Consider the following 17,951-nt stretch of genomic DNA (forward strand, 5'->3'; position numbering starts at 1 on the left):
ACCATAATTAACGTTTCTTCAAGGTAAAATAAACAAAATAGAAGAAGAAACATCGTTTTTTTGCATATACACAACAATTAAGAAGATTTTAAGTATTAACTTAATATAATTGTAGGAAATTTCCTGTGTATTTGAATGCAAATCCAAACATATTGAACACTAAAGGTAGCATAAACACTTACTCCATTAAGAGTTTACCACTGGCTATGGCTTTAATTGATAGTCATGGGAAATTGGTTGAAGCAACCGATGAATGGGTAAGATACCACGGATTCCAATTTGATAATATAAATGGACATTCCATTTGCGCATTACTTAAAAAATACGCGGGCAACGATTGGAAACAAGTAATTGCAGAAGGTTTATCTGGCATTAGTAAGCAAGGTATAACCAGAGGACCTAACAACACATTCTTTAAGTGGAGTTTTTCTCCTTGGTTTGATGAAAACCAAAATACCATTGGTACCATACATAAAGTAGATGATGTTACCCAAAAGACCCTAAACGATATTAAATACGATAAGTTAGACAACTTATTAAACTTACAATCAGAAATATCTAAAGTAGGTTTTTGGGAGTTTGACATAGATAATTATTCTATTAGCTGGTCACAAACCGCTAAAGAAATTTTTGAAGTTGGTCCAGAGTTTGAACCTACCGTAAAAAACACTTTAGAATTTTACCGAAATGATAGAGAAAAAGACATTGTTAAGATGCTATTTAAAAATAGCTCTGAAATTGGGATTACTTGGCACGAAAAGCTAAAGATAACCTCTGCTAAAGGAAACAAAAAACACTTAAATGTTGCTTGCAGACCCATTTATAGCCATGGTAAGATAATAAAGTTGGTAGGCACCTTACAGGATATTACCGAACAGGTTAACTCTAAAATAACTATAGAAGAAAATGAAAATTTATTAAAAACTTTAATAGATAGTTTACCTGCAAGCGTTTTTATAAAAGACACCCAATCAAGGAAAATACTTGTTAATAAGCAAGAAGAAGAGTTCATAGGATTACCAAAAGAGGAAATTATTGGAAAGGATGATTTTGAACTTTTTGATGCAGAAATAGCAGAAGGATTTAGGGCAGAAGACCTTCAAGTTATGCAAACGGGCAGACCAATTCTTGGCAGACGTAGCATTACTAAACTTAATAGTGGTAAAGAACTAGCTCTTTTAACCTCCAAAATTCCTTTTAAAAATCTTAAAGGAGAAATTAAGGGAATCATAGGTATTAGTTTAGATATATCAGATGTTGTACAAAAAGAAAGAGAGTTAAAACAACTGATACAGGTAACCACCGTCCAAAATAACAAGCTTATAGATTTTGCCCATATTGTTTCTCACAATATACGTTCGCATTCCGCTAACATAACCATGCTTTTAAATTTTTTAAATTTAGAAGAAGACCCAGATGAAACCAAAAATCTACTGGGAATGCTAGGAGAATCTGCCACAAACCTAGCAGAAACCCTAGAACACTTGAACCAGGTGTTGGAAATTAACCAACAATTAAAACTAGATAGGGAAATTGTTAATCTGCACGATTTAATCAATAAAGCTGCCACACATCTTAAAGATCAGTTAGATGTTTCCGGGGCCAGATTAAACAATCAAGTTTCGGAAAACCTTTACTTAAAAACTGTACCCATTTACTTAGAAAACATTCTAATTCAGTTTATTAATAATGCCATAAAATATAGACGTCCCAATACTACGCCACAAATAAGAGCTTACACTTCTAAAGAAAACGGAAAAATAGTTATCCATATAGAAGATAATGGCCTAGGCTTAAATTTAAAGCAACATAAAGACAAACTATTTGGCATGTATAAAACATTCCATAACAATGCCGAAGCAAAAGGTATAGGCTTGTTTATTGCAAGAAACCAAGCAGAAGCAATGGGGGCTAAACTAGCGGTTAAAAGCAAAGAGAATAAAGGTTCAACATTTAGTATAATTATAGGATATGAAAAATAATTCCGTATTCATTATAGATGACGATTTAATAACTGTTTTTGGCTTAAAAAAGAGACTAGAACGTATTTCCAAAGACATTAATCCTACAGATTTCTGTAACGGCTCTGTAGCCCTAGATGCCATTAAAAGCCGAATAAAAGATGGCAGAACTTTGCCTTCTTTAATTTTCTTGGACATTAACATGCCCATTATGGATGGTTGGACGTTTTTGGAAAACTTTTTGGAATTGCCTATTACCCAAAAAATCAATATAAAAATCATAACCTCATCAATAGATATTGCAGATCGCAATAAGTGGCAAGAGTACGCTAAAAAATCTATGCATCAAATAGACTATTTAACCAAACCTATTCATAAGTTAGACATCAACGATTTAGCTGTATTAGAAATGGCTTCCTAACTATTATTACTTACATTTACAGCTTCATTTTATGGGGCTTGTATGAATTCTAAGGTACTTTTAGGCGTATTTTTATCTTCTTTATTTCTTGTAAGTTGTAAAAAAGATCCAGAGAAAGAAAAATTAAATTTTTCTACAAAGTATGAATTAAGTAAAGGTTTGGAAACAGCTACTTATGACGAAACAATCTCCTACTATCTTAGATTAGCAAAAGATTACGCAGAAATCAATGTGCAAAACATTGGAACTACAGATTACGGCCTACCACTACATTTAGTCACCTTTAACCCAGATGCTAATTTTAATTTTAGTAAAATAAGAGAAGACAAAGCCATTCTTCTCATAAATAATGGAATTCATCCGGGAGAAAGTGATGGTATAGACGCTACCATGATGCTTTTTAGAGATATGGCAATAGGAAAATTAAAAGCACCCAAAAACACAGTAATTACAGCCATTCCCGTCTACAATATTGGTGGTATGCTTAACAGAAACTCATATTCCAGAGCCAACCAAAATGGACCACTAGCATACGGCTTTAGAGGCAATGCCCTTAACTATGATTTAAATAGGGATTTCATAAAAATGGATACTAAAAATGCCGCAACATTTGCTAGTATTTTTCATATGGTAAAACCAGATGTTTTTGTAGACAATCATGTAAGTAATGGAGCAGATTATCAGTATACCTTAACACATTTATTTACACAACACAATAAATTAGGAAACGAACTCGGTATCTATTTAGAAAATGAATTAAAATCGCAATTAGAAAAAAGTTTACAGGACAAAAACTGGGACATTACCCCTTATGTAAATGTTTTTAATAGACCACCAGAAACTGGTTTTAGTCAATTTTTAGACAATCCCAGATACTCTACTGGTTATACCACCCTCTGGAACACCTTAGGCCTAATGGTAGAAACCCATATGCTAAAACCTTATAAAGAACGTGTAGAAGGCACTTATGCCTTAATGGAGCAATTAATTTCCATTACCGATAAAGACTACCAAAAGATTAAAAAACTAAAAGCGGAAGCTCTTAATAGCCAAAAAGAACAGAAAACCTACTATTTAAATTGGACGGTAGATACCACAAAAACAATAGACTTAGCATTTAAAGGTTTTAAAGCAGACACCATTGTTAGTGCAATTACCGGTAAGAATAGATTAAAATATGACCGCTCAAAGCCAGAAACGTATACCATTAAATACCAGAATAATTACATACCAAAAGATACCGTAGAGGTACCAAATGCTTATATTATTCCAAAGAGCTACACTGACGTTTTGCAACGATTAAGACAAAACAATGTACAGTTAAAAGAGCTAAAAAAAGACACCACCTTAACAGTTGAGGTTTATAGCATAGAAGATTACAAAACTTACAGTTCTGCTTATGAAGGGCACTACCCGCATTACAATACCCGCGTAGCTACTATTAACGATACGGTACCTGTTAAGAAAGGTGATTATTTAATTGCTACGGAACAAGATGCATTTAGATATATAATAGAAACATTGGAACCTATAGCTGTTGATTCCTTTTTTAATTGGAATTTCTTTGACACCGTTTTACAACAAAAAGAAGGATTTTCTCCCTATGTTTTTGAAGATACGGCACTGGAGATTTTTGAAAAGGATACTTTACTTAAAAAGGAATTTGAACAAAAAAAAGCTACGGATACCATCTTTGCTTCCAATTGGTATGCACAATTGAATTTTATCTTTAAAAGGTCTAAGTATTATGAAAAAGCACATTTAAGGTATCCAATAGTTAAGATTACCAACAACTTATATAGTTTAGAGGGTCTAGTAAATTGAGTTCTCTTCAAATAATAATCTGATATTTTCATAGGTATTCTTAAGTGCTTTTTTACCTTTTTGAACCCCTTTCCATTTAACTTTGGTAATACCTTCCTCTTGTTGTGGTACTAGTTTACCATCAAAAGTAGAATGCATTTTATACCAATAAACAACTTTGAGCTTGTATTTACCTTTTCTAGAAAAAACGTGATAGGTTATCTGAAGAAAATCACCCAATTCTAGCCCGCTAATTCCGGTTTCTTCTTCTACCTCTCTAATTGCCGCAGCTTCAATGGTTTCGCCTTTATCCAATTTACCCTTTGGCAGATCCCATTTTTTATTTCGTTTTATAAACAAAATCTTGTCCTTACCATTTTTTACCACACCTCCTGCTGCTAAAACAATAGGAACCTCTTTAGCAAATGTATTCAACACGTCTCCCTTAGGATCAAAAAGGAAAGCTCCAGAGCTATTTTTATGAAAAAAAGAATCTAAAAGGCTTTTTAGATTCGCTTCTTCAATATCATAGACGTTCTCTTGTTCCAGAGGCTTTTTATTTGTTAGATAAAGAGGTTTCTCATTTACAAAAACTTTATACATTTGCTCTATGATTTTGGATAAAAATAGTGCCAAGAAAACGGCAGAACTGTTGCTGCAAATTAATGCAATTAAATTGAGCCCAGAAAATCCTTTTACGTGGGCTTCTGGCTGGAAATCTCCTATCTATTGTGACAATAGAATAATCTTGTCTTACCCTAAAATACGCAATTATGTGCGCGAAGAGTTGGCTAAACAAGTAGAGAAACTGTATGGAAAACCAGATGTTATTGCCGGGGTTGCCACAGGCGCCATTGGTATTGGCATCTTGGTAGCAGAGGCATTGGGCCTACCTTTTATTTACGTTAGGCCAGAACCAAAATCCCATGGTAGGCAAAACCAAATAGAAGGGCAACTTAACCCAGGGCAGACTGTTGTAGTAATAGAAGATTTAATTAGCACGGGTAAAAGTAGCCTAAATGCAGTAAAAGCCTTGAAGGATGCAAAAGCAGAGGTAAAGGGAATGGTTGCTATATTTTCTTACGGATTTAATGCCGCAACCGATAATTTTTCTGAAAGCGGATTAGAGCTGCATACCTTGAGCGATTACGCACACCTAATAGAACAAGCTTCTGATACCCATTATATTAAAGAAGAACAACTACAAACATTATTAAAGTGGCGGGAGAACCCAGCTGAATGGAAAACTGAATAAAATGCACATAGAAACACCTAAGAAAACCGTAAATCAAGACAACAAAACCGTTTTCGAATTTCTTTCTGATATAAAAAATTTTAAAATTTTAATGCCAGATAACATAGATAAATTTGAGGTTTTGGATGATCAAACTTTCAAATTTGCATTAAAAGGAATGCCGGAAATTGTTTTAAGGCTTAAAGAAAAAACACCTAACTCAAAAGTTGTACTTGGCGCTGCAAGCGATAAACTTCCGTTTACCCTTACTGCAGATATAGCAGAACCTGCCACAAATACCAGCGAAGTTGGTTTAAGTTTTGAAGGAGAATTTAATGCTATGATGGCCATGATGATAAAAAAGCCGATTAGCAATTTTATGCAGACCTTAACAGATAATCTTGAAAAAATAGGTCAATAAAGTAATTTAAGCTCCTTAAATGCAATTTGAATTATGGATTCATCTTCTTTAAGGAGTTTTAATTTTCCACTTCTTGCAACCCCAAGTATCATTGCATTACTAATCTCACCTTTCCCGTCTTCAAAAGCTGAAACCTTATTTATCCTGAACAATTGCTGCTCATAGACTTTCAAAAGCGCTAGATAATTTTGCTTTGGATACTCTAAAAATTTGCTTTTCAAGGCCTTAACCAATTCAGCCAAAATCACTTCTAGATTAAAATCCGTACCAACAAGTTTTTTTAGTGAGGTAACGTTAGACATACCTTCAAAATAAGATTGGTTAACGTTTAAACCAATCCCCATAATTGACTTATCTATTACGGCTCCCTTAAACTGATTTTCTGTTAGAATTCCACAAATCTTCTTATTCCCTGCCATAATGTCGTTTGGCCATTTCACGGTTATAGGAACAATTGTCATGCTCCTCAACACATCAACAATAGCCAAAGAAACCACTATATTAAGATAAAAAAAGTCTTCGGGGGCCAAATCTAAACCTGACTTTAACACACTAAATGTTAAGTTTTTACCGGGCTCCACAAGCCACTGGTTGCCCATTTGCCCTCTTCCTTTGGTTTGGTTTTTTGCCCAAACCACCGTGTAATCTTCTGTAATACCAGCTGCTAAGAGCTCTTTTAAATACAGATTTGTAGAAGCAGTGGCATCAAGTTTGATTAATTGCATAATGTGTTGTCCTAATATGTTTCAATGTTATGTTAAAAACACAATTGGACAAAACAAAAAAATAATAACTTTGTAAAAATTTTAAAATTATTGGATGCAGGGAAACAAAACCAATGCAGATGAACTTATTGCCTTAATTATTGCTGGGATAGAAGAAGTAAAAGGACTGGATATTAGTTTATTGGATTTAAGGGATATTGAAAATACGGTCTGCGATTATTTTGTTATTTGCAATGGTACATCCAATACCCATGTGAACGCTATAGTCTCTTCCGTTCAAAAAACCGTAAGTAAAGCTTTAAAAGATAAGCCTTGGCACGTAGAAGGTTCTGATAATGCCGAGTGGGTTTTAATGGACTATGTGAATGTGGTTGTACATGTTTTCCAGAAACATGTAAGAGAATATTATGATATAGAAGGGCTTTGGGGAGATGCCAAGGTAACCTTAGTAGAGAGCAGCTATAATTAAAAAAGAAAATGGCTAAAGACAATAATTCAAACACACCCAAAAAACCTCGTTTTAGTTCTTGGTGGATTTATGGTGTAATCATTGCCCTTATATTGGGCTTTCAATTTTTCGGTTCGGCAACTTTTTCCAATACGGAAAAAACGACGACCTCAGAAATGCAAGAATTTTTACGTAATGGAGACATTAGTAAAATAGTAATTATCACCAATACCAGAAAGGCTAAAATCTTTTTAACGGATGAAGCATTAAAAAAAGATGTACATAAAGGGGTTTCTGAAAAATCTTTGCTACCCTCTACCGGTATGGTGCCGCAGTACATTTTAGATTACGGTGATTTACAAATATTTCAAAATGAAATTACCGAAATCAAAAAAGAGAATAACCTAGACACAATTGTAGAATTTGATACGGAGTCTAACATATTTGGGGATATTATCTTATCCTTAATTCCGTTTGTTCTTATCATTGGTATTTGGATTTACCTGATGCGCAGAATGTCTGGCGGTGGTGCTGGTGGCGCCGGTGGTCAAATATTCAATATTGGAAAATCTAAGGCGAAGTTGTTTGATGAGAAAACAGATACTAGAACTTCTTTTAAAGATGTAGCCGGTTTAGAAGGTGCTAAAGAAGAAGTACAAGAAATTGTTGAGTTCCTTAGAAATCCGGACAAATATACCTCTCTAGGTGGTAAAATACCTAAAGGCGCCCTATTGGTTGGCCCTCCAGGAACAGGTAAAACTTTATTGGCCAAGGCAGTAGCAGGTGAAGCAAAAGTACCGTTCTTCTCTTTATCCGGTTCAGATTTTGTGGAAATGTTTGTAGGTGTTGGTGCTTCTAGGGTTAGAGATTTATTTAAACAAGCAAAAGATAAATCGCCTGCAATAATTTTCATTGATGAGATAGACGCTATTGGTAGAGCGCGTGGTAAAAACAATTTTACCGGTTCTAATGATGAACGTGAAAACACATTGAACCAGTTACTTACAGAAATGGATGGTTTTGGCACCAACACCAATGTAATTGTACTGGCAGCAACCAACCGTGCAGATGTGTTGGATAAAGCATTAATGCGTGCTGGCCGTTTTGATAGACAGATTTATGTAGACCTACCAGACATTCGTGAGCGTAAAGAAATTTTTGAAGTACACTTAAGACCTATTAAAACAGCAGAAACACTAGATTTAGATTTCTTGGCTAAACAAACTCCGGGTTTTTCTGGGGCGGATATTGCCAATGTATGTAACGAAGCTGCTTTGATTGCCGCACGTAAAGAACGTAAAGCGGTTACCAAGCAAGATTTTCTAGATGCTGTAGACCGTATTGTGGGTGGCTTAGAGAAGAAGAATAAAATAATTACACCAGAAGAAAAGAAAACTATTGCTTACCACGAAGCTGGGCATGCTACCGTAAGTTGGATGACAGAACATGCCGCTCCACTGGTAAAGGTTACCATAGTACCAAGAGGGCAGTCTTTAGGAGCTGCTTGGTATTTACCAGAAGAGCGTTTAATTGTACGTCCAGAGCAGATGTTAGATGAAATGTGTGCTACCATGGGCGGTAGAGCCGCAGAAAAAGTAATGTTTAATAAAATATCTACGGGTGCGCTTTCAGATTTGGAAAAAGTAACCAAACAAGCCAGAGCTATGGTTACTATTTATGGATTGAACGATACCTTAGGAAACATTACCTACTACGATTCTTCCGGTCAAAATGAATATGGGTTCTCTAAACCTTATAGTGAAGAGACGGCTCAGAAAATTGATACGGAAATTTCTAAAATTATCGAGGAGCAATACCAGAGAGCTATAAAGTTATTAGAAGACAACAAGGATAAACTAACAGAACTAGCAGAACGTTTGTTAGAAAAAGAAGTCATTTTTAAAGACGATTTAGAGAAAATCTTTGGTAAACGTCCTTTTGACAAAGCAGAGGAAGAAGTAAAAGTTGAAGAAATAAAACCGGCAGAAGACCAAGCTCCGGAATAAAAATTTAGATTCATAAATACTAAGTTATCCATTTCCCCAAATGCATTAGCTTAACAAACAGTATTTTTTGACCACTTTGTATGGGTATATTTGGCAAATTATTTGGAGGCGGCAAAAAGGTTCCTAAAGAAACTTTAGAGACTCGGGGAGAGCACATGCCCGACCTTCAAATTCCTGCTGATGAAAAATTTACTATTTACTTTAAAAAGAATGGTGGCAAATTTGTTTACTGTGAAGATTTTGAGGAAGTAGAAGAAGGACTCAAAAATATAGTTGAAGAAAACGGTTGGCACGATCAAAAGTTTTTAACCTTAGATAAGCGAATAAACGAGCGCTTTATTACCAACAACATAAGCTTTACAGATAAGTCCAAAGAAAGCGAGGTATTCTTTACCACTTGCGAGCATTTAATTGCACACGATGGTTCCGTACTTGTATGTTCTAATCAGATAATGGAAAAAAAGCTGAAAGAGCTACCTTCTAACCTAATAATATTTGCCACAACCAGCCAAATGGTAGAGAATATCAGTGAAGGGCTTAAGGTTATAAAAAAGAGATATCCCAACAGACTACCGGATAACATAACTACCATTAAGCACTTTGTGCCTTCCGCAGAAAACAAAGACGATTTTCTTTCTTATGGTAGTACATCAAAAAATGTATATCTTTTATTGTTAGAAGATTTATAATTCCATGAAAGAACTTTTGCGCAGGTCCCTAACCGGGGTGGTATATGTTTCCCTTTTGTTAGCGGCTATTTTTTTAAACAGTGATGCGTTTGATTTCTTGTTCATGGTATTTGGACTAGGCTGCATTTATGAGTTTAAACGGTTACTAAAAATTAGGCGTTACTATGTATTTATTGCGTTTTTAGGTTTGTGGTGGCTTTATATATATTTTATAAAATCTATTGTACCGGTATATGCACTTCTTGGCTTAACGCTGTTGACCAATATTTTACTACTTGGTTATCTTTTTTCTGGAAAGCAAAAGGCATTTACAGCCCTACAAAAGTTTTTAATAGCCCTATTTTACATTGGTAGTGGTTGTATATTTCTAACTATGATACCATATCGCTTAGAAGGCTTTGAGAAAATATTGATTATGGGCGTCTTTGTAATTATATGGGTTAACGACTCTTTTGCATACCTTGTAGGTAAGAGTATTGGAAAAAATAAACTATTCCCATCTATTTCTCCTAAAAAAACAATTGAAGGATCACTTGGAGGTCTTATTTTTGCAGTATTAGCAGGTTATATAATATCCAGATTTGACGCATCCATTTCTACCATAGAATGGCTAATTTTAGCAATAGTACTGGTAATATCAGGTAACCTGGGAGATTTATTGGAATCTAAATTTAAACGCAGTGCTGGCGTTAAGGATAGTGGCGCAATTTTACCTGGTCATGGTGGTATTCTAGACCGCTTGGACAGTTTGGTTTTTGCTGCTCCTTTTGCTTACGCTACACTTACAATTTTCTCATATGTTTCATAAAGAGGGACAAAAGATTATCTTTTTTACGTTTTTTCTAGTCGTAGCCGGCATTGTAGCCAGTGAATACCTAATACCATTAGACTGGCTAAAACTCGTAATACAACTAGCATTATTTATAGTTCTTATTTTAATCTTACAATTCTTTAGAAACCCAAAACGTAGAGTTACCCCTTCGTTTGACGAGTTACTTGCACCTGTAGACGGTAAAGTGGTGGTTATTGAAGAAGTAGAAGAGCCAGAATATTTTAAAGACAAAAGAAGGCAGGTTTCTATTTTTATGTCGCCAACCAATGTACATGTAACCCGTTATCCTGCAAGCGGCGTAATTACATTTTCTAAGTATCACCCAGGTAAATATTTGGTTGCATGGCATCCAAAAGCAAGTACGGATAACGAACGTACAACCGTGGTCTTAAAAACCCCAAAGTTTGGAGAAGTCCTTTATCGTCAAATTGCTGGAGCTCTTGCTAGAAGAATCGTAAACTACGCTACTAAGGGCGACCAAGTAATACAAGGTGAGGATGCTGGTTTTATTAAATTTGGTTCAAGGGTAGATTTATTTTTACCATTAGATGCCAAGGTTTGTGTTAAGCTTAATCAGAAAGTTGTTGGTGCACGTACTTGTATTGCTATGCTAGGCGATAAAGATGAGTAAAAAAGACTTACATATTGCATTTGAAGAGGCCGTAGACTATGTAAATAGTTATACGGAACCACTTCCTGCAGATTTATTGCTTAAATTATATGCCTATTACCGTATTGCAAACAAAAATTTTAACCATCCAGGTAGTAGAACACCTTTGATAAATGCCTTTAAAGCAAATGCGCTTATCCAGGCGCAAAAAGTTAGTCCTAAAAAAGCAATGGAAAACTATATTGAGTTGGTCAACACACAACTCAAATCCATGTAAGCCTAAGTTAATTCCGTATCAGAGTTAGTTGGCAATCTATAATTAGATTTAAAATAGAAGTATAAAGCCGAAATTATACTAAGTATAAAGTACAAGAAAACCAATATAGCACCAGCTTCTAAATGGTTTTTTAGTCCAAACCAATCATTGGTCAAATAAACAAACCCTAAACCAACAGCTCCTCTTACTACCTCTATAAAGACACCATAATTACGTTGGTCCATAATGCTGGTATAAGCAAATATTCCTGTAAAGATAAATGCACCCATGTAAAAAAGGTTTGGAAAACCAATAGCTTTAAAATTAGAAAACATATAAAGCAATAAGATGGTATGCACCAACAATTGAAATATGGCGTAAACCTTCATCTCATAAGATGAATCTGTATTGTATTTCTTAAAATTATAAACATCCTTAATTCCAACAACAGGATATTTTTCCATAACATCCGCTGGTCTCCAACCCGTGGGCATAAACCAAATCCTTAGACGGTCCCACCAATTTCTTGTCCTGAACGCATCTAAACACAATCTCCAAAAATGCTGAAAGTTTATTACTATCGGGTTCCAGGTGCCAGCAGGTTTTAAAACACCGTATTGCGGTGGTACATCTTCCAATTCTTCTTGGAACGTACCAAATAATCTATCCCAAACAGATAATATCTGCCCTAAATTCTTGTCTATATACTCTGCATTTATAGCGTGGTGTACTCTGTGTTGAGAAGGTGTAACCAAAACATATTCTAACCAACCCAATTTACCTATGTGCTGGGTATGATACCAAAATTGGGCAAAAAGATGTATTGGAGCCAATATAGCTATAACTTGATTGGGAACACCTAACAAGGCGGCAGGAATAAGTAAGAGCGCATAATAACCAATTAAATTTGCTATGGGCTGCCTAAGTGCGCATGCCAGATTAAACTCTTCACTACTGTGATGGATTACATGCTGATTCCAAAATATATTGATATGATGACTTAATCTATGGTTCCAATATCCGGCAAAATCGATAGCAACAAAGGCCAATAACCACACCAACCAAGTATTCTTTATTTCAATTAAGGCCAAATGTTCTAGCAAAAAAGGATAGCTAATAAGTATAACAACCAGCCCCAAAGAGTCTTTAATAATATTTGTTAAACCAGAACTAAGACTGCTAACCGTATCTAAAACCGTATATTTTTGGTTTTTAACCATATAACCGTATAAAATTTCTAAAAGTACCAACCCTACAAAAAATGGGATTGCGTACAAAAGTGCAGTTGCATACGTTTCCATAGTACCTTAAATATACTAAATCTTTAACATCAAAAATTATTGAACTTTAAGTATAAAACCCTGACCATGGACATTTTCTATAGAAATGTTAGTATCTGATTTTAGATAAGCCCTTAATCTTGTTATAAATACGTTTAAACTCTTTCTATTAAAATAAGAATTTTCGCCCCACAACTTTATTAATATGTCCCTATGGGTACAAAGATTGTTTTTATTGCTAACTAAAATTTTTAAAAGTTCATTCTCCCTTTTGGTTAATTGAACTTCACTTTTTGCAGCAGCATTAGTTAGTTTTTGATTACGATAATCAAGTTTAAAATCGCCTATTACTATTACTTCGGTTGTATCTCCAAGGAAATCGTTTTTATATATACGAGAAAAAATAGAGCGTATCCTTACCAAAAGTTCCTCTTCATCTATGGGCTTTTTAAGGTAGTCTACAGCCCCTAAAGAAAATCCTTTTAGCACATCAATTTTCATCGCTTTTGAAGTAAGAAACAAAAAAGGTAAGTTAGCATACTGCTCTTTAATTTTGGAGGCTAGCGTAAAGCCATCCATCACGGGCATCATAACATCAAGAATAACCAAATCTGTTGTTTTATGACTTAGATAATCTAAAGCTTCCTGACCGTTTTTACTCCAATGTACGGTAAAACCTTTCATTCCCAGGTATTCACTCAACAAATAACCTAAAGCTTCCTCATCTTCTACCAATAAAAGTTTAGCTTGCTCATCTTTCATACAAAGGGATTTTAACCGTTACTATTGTGCCAATATTTTCCTTACTATTTAAAGTTATTTCGCCATTATGCTTTTTTACTACGGTATGCGCATAATTTAAACCAAGACCAAAACCCTTTACGCCATGTAAATTACCTTGGTTGCTTCTATAGTACTTCTGAAAAACCTTATGAATATCTTTTTGCGGTATACCAACACCATTGTCTTTTACCTGTACAAACAAATAGTTATTCTTTTTAAAAGATTTTAATTCTATTTTCGGATTTTCCGCATATTTTTTTGCGTTATCTAAAAGGTTTTTGACAGTGTTTTCTAAATGAAAGGCTTCGCCTAAAATCTGATAATTTGCATCTTCTAAACTAAAAGTAAAGTCAACCTGCTCCAAAGAAACCAGGGCTTTAAATTCTTTACATAGTTTCTCAAGCACCGGCTTAAAATCTATAGGCTTTAATTGAAAAACATTTCTTTTTCTATCCATAGATGCTAATTCCAAAACCTTATCAATATGGTTACCCAACCTTTTGGTTTGTTGTGTTATAATATTTAAAAATGTTTTATCATCTCCTTCTGATTTTTCTTCTAGTATTTTGGTAGCCAGTTGTATAGAGTATACAGGGGTTTTTAATTCATGGGTAAGGTTATTTATAAAATCGTCTGTATTGGCTATAATTCGCTGTTGCCAATAAAACGTTCTAAACCCCCAAATGGTTATCAAAACAATACAAACCAAAAAAATTAAACTTGGTAGGGTTAACCCATTTAGCTTAGAAAGAAAATATCGATTCAAGTTTTTAAATTTTAAATTTAGATATACCCTCTCCCCTAGCACTTCTGGCAAGTAACCTTCTAGAGCCAAATTGTAATCATAGATTTTTACATCTTTATCAAACTGCTTAAAGGATTTTAAATAGGTATTTGAATCTTTATTTTTTAGTTGATACACAAAAGCAGCATCAATACCACTTTTCTCTAATTTGTCTTTAAGAAAGCCTTCAAAAAACAAGTGCGCGGATTGCGATAAAGAATCAGGAGTAGTAGTAAAAAACGTAGTGTCTTTCTGTACCGCACTGGCAATTAAATAGGTTAGTTTGTTCTCGGCGCTTAATTCTTCTTTTATTGCTTTGGATGCTGTTTCTACCTTTTTTCGAAACTGTACACTAGCAAGATTTAAACCTATACCCAAATACTGATATTGAACAATTGCCAAACCAATGAGCGAAATAATAAATACGGCTATAAAAAAAGTCTTTTTATTCATTACTTGCTAAGTAAATTAAAATTAAACAGATAGTAATTCAATTTTCTACTTAATTACCTTTTTTAATCTTTCATTAATCTTTGTTATACAACTGTTATCCTAATCTTGCTAACATCCCCATTAACTTTGTTTCAAGTTTAGTTTATTTAGAATTTAAAGAAATTAAGTGGCCGGTTCTTCCGGCCATTTTAAATTAGTCCACAAATGAAACCAGCTACCAACCCAACCACCTATATTTTACTATTACTATTAATTTGCGTACAATTAACAAATGCACAAGGCTGTGTAGCTATTAGGCATTTTTCCTCTTGCGTAGGAAACTCATTAGAAAACAATCTTTTAGGACCGGGTGATATACAGATAGGCTCTAATTACCGGTATTTTAAATCGTTTAGGCATTTTAGAGGAACAGAAGAAGAAGCAGATAGGGTTGCTAATGAAACCGAGGTTATTAACCATGCCCATGCTTGGGATTTTTTTATTACTTATGGTATAACGGATAGACTTTACGCTAGCGCTACCTTACCTTTTGTCATAAATACACGTTCTTCTTTATACGAGCATGGAAGAAATGAACGAAACACTACGTTCTCTAGAGGCTTAGCAGATGTACGCTTGGGTATAGGCTATTGGGTTTTTAATCCGGCTACCAATTCAAATGGAAATTTAGCCTTAGGATTGGGCGTAAAACTGCCTACCGGAAATTATAATGCTTCTGATATTTTCTATAATGTAGGGCCAGATGGCACACCGCAAGTAAGGCCGGTGGACCAAAGCATACAACCTGGCGATGGTGGCTTTGGTATAACTTTAGACTTTCAACTCTACAAAAAAGTTGCTACTGATTTCTATTTGTACGCCGGCGGATTCTACCTTATAAATCCAAGAGAGACCAACGGAACCCGAACATTTAGGGAAACTCTGTCTCCTATTTTGGAAAATGAATCCATTATGGCCGTTCCAGACCAATTTTCTAGCCGTTTAGGCTTAAGTTATACTGTTTCTCCTTCGTTTTCCACTTCTTTAGGAGCACGTTTTGAAGGTGTTCCGGTAAAAGATTTAATTGGTGGCAACAAAGGTTTTAGAAGACCAGGAAATGTACTTTCACTAGATCCTGGTTTAGCATATATGGCAAACAACTTAACCCTTAATCTTAATGTACCTATTGCCTTACGTAGGGATAGACCGCAAAGTGTAACCGATTTAGAGACGCAGATGGCAACTGGAAACCCAAGGAATGGAGATGCTGCTTTTGCTGACTACGCTATAAATTTTGGCATAACTTATCGCTTACCTAATAAAAAGGAAAATAGCACACCAGCTGTCCAAAGTCCGTTTTAGGTGGTTAACTTAAACTCCTCAACATCTGTAATGGTTGTTAAATCTGGGAGTTTTTCAGATTTGGGGTAGCAATACACAGCATTGGAATTTGCCTTGCTCATGTTTCGTACCGCTTCTGGTAATTCCTTTTCGTCCCTTGCCGGGTTTATTGGGCAATTAACCAAAAAAGGGTAACAATCGTCCCCAGAAAAATTAAAAATGTTCATGCTAATTCTTACCTCTCCTTTTTCGTCTTTATAAGATTGGAGTTGGTCTACTCCTGGCTTTTCAATAATGTTGGTTAAATAGTTATTTTCAATAGCTAAAACGGCAAATTTGGCTAGCTTATCATCAGAATAACCAAGGCCTTTACCGCTATAAGCAATTATGGCATGTGGTGCCTTGCGTTCTGCTTTTAAAAGCTTAATCACCGCTGTAGAATATAAATTATCACCGTTACAAACCGTAAACCTATTTTTCTGCAAAATGGGATACTGTTCTAAACACTGCTGTAATGCATCGGCAGTTCCTAAAGGTTTTTCTCTATTTGGTGGAATATGTTGAATGGCAAAATTCACGGTAAGGGTATTAAAACCCGGCTCATCTTTATAGGTTTTCAAAAAGTCTGTAAAACCACTAGTATCTTTTGAAGTTATCAGGTAAATATCCGTAATACCAGCTGCTAGCGCATTCTTCAAAAGGTAATACAATAACGGATTACCACTTTCACCTAAAGGAATAAGACTCTTGTGTAAGTTTTTTGCGGCATTTAATACTGACTCCGAAACCGATGCATTTTCAAGGCTTCTTTTCATACGTGAAGACGCACCGCCAGCCATGATTATCAAACTTTTATTCTCCATTATCCTTTCTTGGTTAAAATTACTTCATAGGCATCTTTTGCTCCCGCATCCTTAAATGCTGTAATAACCCTATCCTTTGTATTATCATCTACCATAGCTACCATACAACCGCCACCTCCAGAACCAATTGTTTTAGCCCCAAGTGCTCCAGCTTCTAATGCGGCTTGCATCATACTGTGCATTTTTTCTGGTGTATTTTGAATACGCTCGTAAAGAATTTTTTGGTGTGCATTCATTATCGTTGCCAGTTCTTTTAGATTTGAATTAGGTTCTTCTAATAATTTTTTCGCCCTTTTGGTTAATTGGTAATTATGTATTGCGGCATACCAATGATTTTGATATTCTTTAGAAACATGGTGTTTATACCTTTTATAATCTTCTAAGGTAGATTCTTGTATATTGAAATTGGGGTTTTTGTGTTGCACTTCTTTAATGGCATTTTCTTGATAAACCCTACCATTTTTAAGCACATTCATGGTTTGCTTTTTTAAACCAGACTCTGCAACTACTAATTGCCCTAGATTACCTGCAAGAACTTCACTTTTACTAGTCAAAGTATCTATGTAGATTAAATCCTGTTGGGCAATGGTATATTGATCCATTAAACCTCCTGGGTTATTAAAATATACTACCTCAACCTCGTATGCCCAATGTCCTATTTCAAAATCAGAAACCAGCAGAGGTTTTTCTTGTATTGCGATTAAAAAACGAATCCAAACAATGGTTAGCGCAGAAGAACTAGAAAGCCCTGCATTCACAGGAATATTACCCCAAATTTTAATAGAATAACCTTGCCGAAACCTAAGTCCTTTTTGTTTTAAAACGGCTAAGGAGGCCCTTAAAAAATCACCATTTTCCACGTCATTACTATCATCATCTAGGGCAATAGAAACAACCTCATTAATATCCAACAAATCCAACTTAAAAGAATTTGATTGGTTGGGAATTGCTTCTAGATTGATATACCTATCTATTGCACCCGCAATTACGGGTAAACCTAAATAGTCTTGATGGTCTCCAAAAAAACATACCCGAGCAGGTACTTTTATTTGAATCATTTTA

19 protein-coding genes are annotated in these 17,951 nt (G+C 34.9%); 12 read left to right on the plus strand and 7 right to left on the minus strand.

Annotation, left to right across the window (positions count from 1 at the left end; translation table 11 throughout):
• Positions 1-206 precede the first annotated feature (206 nt).
• Genes ACXAGS_RS14270 through ACXAGS_RS14280 form a run of 3 tightly spaced genes read left to right on the plus strand, consistent with a single transcriptional unit; the run spans position 207 to position 4,206 of the window.
• Positions 207-1,982, plus strand: coding sequence for a PAS domain-containing sensor histidine kinase (locus tag ACXAGS_RS14270; protein WP_474907695.1), 1,776 nt, complete (start codon positions 207-209; stop codon positions 1,980-1,982).
• Positions 1,972-2,382, plus strand: coding sequence for a response regulator (locus ACXAGS_RS14275; protein ID WP_474907697.1), 411 nt, complete (start codon positions 1,972-1,974; stop codon positions 2,380-2,382). Before ACXAGS_RS14270 ends, ACXAGS_RS14275 begins: the two co-directional genes overlap by 11 nt.
• Before the next feature lie 42 nt (positions 2,383-2,424).
• Complete coding sequence (locus ACXAGS_RS14280; RefSeq protein ID WP_474907698.1) at positions 2,425-4,206, plus strand: M14 family metallopeptidase; 1,782 nt, start codon at positions 2,425-2,427, stop codon at positions 4,204-4,206.
• On the opposite strand, the gene ACXAGS_RS14285 is transcribed toward ACXAGS_RS14280, so the two are convergent.
• Positions 4,195-4,788: an NUDIX hydrolase gene (locus tag ACXAGS_RS14285; RefSeq protein WP_474907700.1), complete on the minus strand. Its 594-nt coding sequence runs from the start codon at positions 4,786-4,788 to the stop codon at positions 4,195-4,197. The two genes, ACXAGS_RS14280 and ACXAGS_RS14285, sit on opposite strands and share 12 nt — an antisense overlap.
• A gap of 7 nt (positions 4,789-4,795) precedes the next feature.
• On the opposite strand from ACXAGS_RS14285, the gene pyrE reads away from it, so the two are divergent.
• On the plus strand, positions 4,796-5,440 hold the full coding sequence (pyrE, locus tag ACXAGS_RS14290) for an orotate phosphoribosyltransferase (protein ID WP_474907701.1): 645 nt from the start codon (positions 4,796-4,798) through the stop codon (positions 5,438-5,440).
• Position 5,441: 1 nt separating this feature from the next.
• Positions 5,442-5,840: an SRPBCC family protein gene (locus tag ACXAGS_RS14295; RefSeq protein ID WP_474907703.1), complete on the plus strand. Its 399-nt coding sequence runs from the start codon at positions 5,442-5,444 to the stop codon at positions 5,838-5,840.
• On the opposite strand, the gene ACXAGS_RS14300 is transcribed toward ACXAGS_RS14295, so the two are convergent.
• Positions 5,834-6,565, minus strand: coding sequence for a biotin--[acetyl-CoA-carboxylase] ligase (locus tag ACXAGS_RS14300; protein WP_474907704.1), 732 nt, complete (start codon positions 6,563-6,565; stop codon positions 5,834-5,836). The two genes, ACXAGS_RS14295 and ACXAGS_RS14300, sit on opposite strands and share 7 nt — an antisense overlap.
• Positions 6,566-6,659: 94 nt before the next feature.
• Here ACXAGS_RS14300 and rsfS point away from each other — a divergent pair, with 94 nt between their 5' ends.
• From rsfS to ACXAGS_RS14330, 6 genes are all read left to right on the plus strand, one after another.
• Complete coding sequence (gene rsfS, locus ACXAGS_RS14305) at positions 6,660-7,034, plus strand: ribosome silencing factor (RefSeq protein WP_010519857.1); 375 nt, start codon at positions 6,660-6,662, stop codon at positions 7,032-7,034.
• 8 nt (positions 7,035-7,042) lie between these two features.
• The gene (gene ftsH, locus ACXAGS_RS14310) at positions 7,043-9,019 is read left to right on the plus strand and encodes an ATP-dependent zinc metalloprotease FtsH (RefSeq protein WP_474907706.1); all 1,977 of its coding nucleotides are present in this window, start codon (positions 7,043-7,045) and stop codon (positions 9,017-9,019) included.
• An 80-nt stretch (positions 9,020-9,099) separates the two neighbouring features.
• Complete coding sequence (locus ACXAGS_RS14315) at positions 9,100-9,708, plus strand: LUD domain-containing protein (RefSeq protein ID WP_474907708.1); 609 nt, start codon at positions 9,100-9,102, stop codon at positions 9,706-9,708.
• 4 nt (positions 9,709-9,712) lie between these two features.
• Positions 9,713-10,516 carry a phosphatidate cytidylyltransferase gene (locus ACXAGS_RS14320; RefSeq protein WP_474907710.1) on the plus strand — a complete coding sequence of 268 codons (804 nt, stop codon included), beginning with the start codon at positions 9,713-9,715 and terminating at the stop codon, positions 10,514-10,516.
• Positions 10,506-11,171: a phosphatidylserine decarboxylase family protein gene (locus ACXAGS_RS14325; RefSeq protein WP_474907711.1), complete on the plus strand. Its 666-nt coding sequence runs from the start codon at positions 10,506-10,508 to the stop codon at positions 11,169-11,171. The genes ACXAGS_RS14320 and ACXAGS_RS14325 overlap by 11 nt, the downstream gene beginning before the upstream one ends.
• Positions 11,164-11,427, plus strand: a complete 264-nt coding sequence (locus ACXAGS_RS14330; RefSeq protein WP_474907712.1) for an acyl-CoA-binding protein — start codon at positions 11,164-11,166, stop codon at positions 11,425-11,427. Before ACXAGS_RS14325 ends, ACXAGS_RS14330 begins: the two co-directional genes overlap by 8 nt.
• 2 nt (positions 11,428-11,429) lie before the next feature.
• Here ACXAGS_RS14330 and ACXAGS_RS14335 read toward each other — a convergent pair whose 3' ends face one another.
• From ACXAGS_RS14335 to ACXAGS_RS14345, 3 genes are read right to left on the minus strand one after another with little or no spacing between them, the layout of a single operon-like run.
• Positions 11,430-12,707, minus strand: a complete 1,278-nt coding sequence (locus ACXAGS_RS14335; RefSeq protein WP_474907713.1) for a sterol desaturase family protein — start codon at positions 12,705-12,707, stop codon at positions 11,430-11,432.
• 36 nt (positions 12,708-12,743) lie between these two features.
• Positions 12,744-13,448 (minus strand): response regulator transcription factor, encoded by a 705-nt coding sequence (locus ACXAGS_RS14340; protein ID WP_474907714.1) that lies wholly within the window; start codon positions 13,446-13,448, stop codon positions 12,744-12,746.
• Positions 13,438-14,706 carry a sensor histidine kinase gene (locus tag ACXAGS_RS14345; protein WP_474907716.1) on the minus strand — a complete coding sequence of 423 codons (1,269 nt, stop codon included), beginning with the start codon at positions 14,704-14,706 and terminating at the stop codon, positions 13,438-13,440. The genes ACXAGS_RS14340 and ACXAGS_RS14345 overlap by 11 nt, the downstream gene beginning before the upstream one ends.
• A 204-nt stretch (positions 14,707-14,910) precedes the next feature.
• On the opposite strand from ACXAGS_RS14345, the gene ACXAGS_RS14350 reads away from it, so the two are divergent.
• Entirely contained in the window at positions 14,911-16,047 is a 1,137-nt protein-coding gene (locus tag ACXAGS_RS14350) for a hypothetical protein (protein ID WP_474907717.1), read from the plus strand.
• On the opposite strand, the gene ACXAGS_RS14355 is transcribed toward ACXAGS_RS14350, so the two are convergent.
• Entirely contained in the window at positions 16,044-16,889 is an 846-nt protein-coding gene (locus tag ACXAGS_RS14355) for a sugar phosphate nucleotidyltransferase (protein WP_474907718.1), read from the minus strand. The genes ACXAGS_RS14350 and ACXAGS_RS14355 overlap by 4 nt on opposite strands.
• Entirely contained in the window at positions 16,889-17,947 is a 1,059-nt protein-coding gene (locus ACXAGS_RS14360; RefSeq protein ID WP_474907719.1) for a GHMP family kinase ATP-binding protein, read from the minus strand. Before ACXAGS_RS14360 ends, ACXAGS_RS14355 begins: the two co-directional genes overlap by 1 nt.
• Positions 17,948-17,951 lie beyond the last annotated feature (4 nt).

It is taken from the genome of Croceivirga sp. ABH4_376 (genome assembly GCF_056160685.1).